1 protein-coding gene is annotated in these 952 nt (G+C 53.6%); it reads right to left on the bottom strand.

Annotated elements, in window-relative coordinates:
• Positions 1–8: 8 nt before the first annotated feature.
• Positions 9–801, bottom strand: a protein-coding gene (locus tag VI26_RS23990; RefSeq protein ID WP_156183960.1) for an IS5 family transposase whose coding sequence is annotated in 2 segments (ribosomal slippage) — positions 9–543 and positions 542–801 — 795 coding nt in all. Because the reading frame shifts where the segments join, the coding sequence is not laid out codon by codon here.
• Positions 802–952 lie beyond the last annotated feature (151 nt).

The following is a 952-nucleotide window of genomic DNA, read 5'->3' on the forward strand; positions in this document are numbered from 1 at the left end:
GAGCCTGTTCAAAGTCTTTTGAGTAAGAGCCCCAAGAAGGCCAGATGGATGAACTGCAAGCTGGTATTGAGTTTCCGCTCGCAGTTCTTCCACAGCCTTCTGCTCTTTTCCAACCAAGCGAAGCTGCGCTCAACAACCCAGCGTTTGGGCATCACCTTGAAGGTATGCAGTTCGCTCCGTTTGGCAATCTGCACCGTCACGTCCGCCCCCAGAATTTCACTCACGCCTTGAGCAAAGGGTTTGCCGACATAGCCACTATCCGCCAGCAGGCTCTGAGCCCCAATCAATCTGGATTTACATTGCCGTAGCGCCTGTAGCGCTCCTTTGCGGTCTGTTACCTCCGCTGTAGTCACGGCCACCGCATGTGGCAGGCCCTGTGTGTCCACAACTATATGGCGCTTGATGCCTGATATCTTCTTACCCGCATCGTAGCCTTTTAACCCCGCAGTATCAGTGTTCTTCACGCTCTGCGCGTCCACGATCAAGAACCTGCTGCAAGCGCTCCGCCCCAGTTTCTCTCGGGCCGCGCCAACCTGATTTTTTAAGCGCCTGCTCCAGCAGGCTGCCACCTTCACGCGGCTCACTCCACATGGTGAAGTACGAATGGACGGTACGCCATTTGGGAAACACTTCAGGAAGCATGCGCCATTGGCAGCCACTGCGGAGCAGGTACAGCACGGCACAAAACACCTCATACAAGTCCACTCGACGGGGACTTGTTCTCTTACGCGCGCTTTCCAGAAGTGGTCTGATCACTTCAAATTGTTCGCGACTGATATCGCTTGGGTAGCTTTTTCTCACCTCTATATTTTCTCACACTCTGCTCTACTCAGAGACTTTGAACAGGCTCTAAGAGCCTGTTCAAAGTCTGCCGCGCTTGGTGAGCCGTTGCACGGTGAGTACGAACTCAAAATGCTCATTGACCCTATGTAAACTCCGCTTCTTCAGCGGT

The organism is Chromobacterium sp. LK1, from assembly GCF_001043555.1.
Taxonomy (GTDB): domain Bacteria; phylum Pseudomonadota; class Gammaproteobacteria; order Burkholderiales; family Chromobacteriaceae; genus Chromobacterium; species Chromobacterium aquaticum.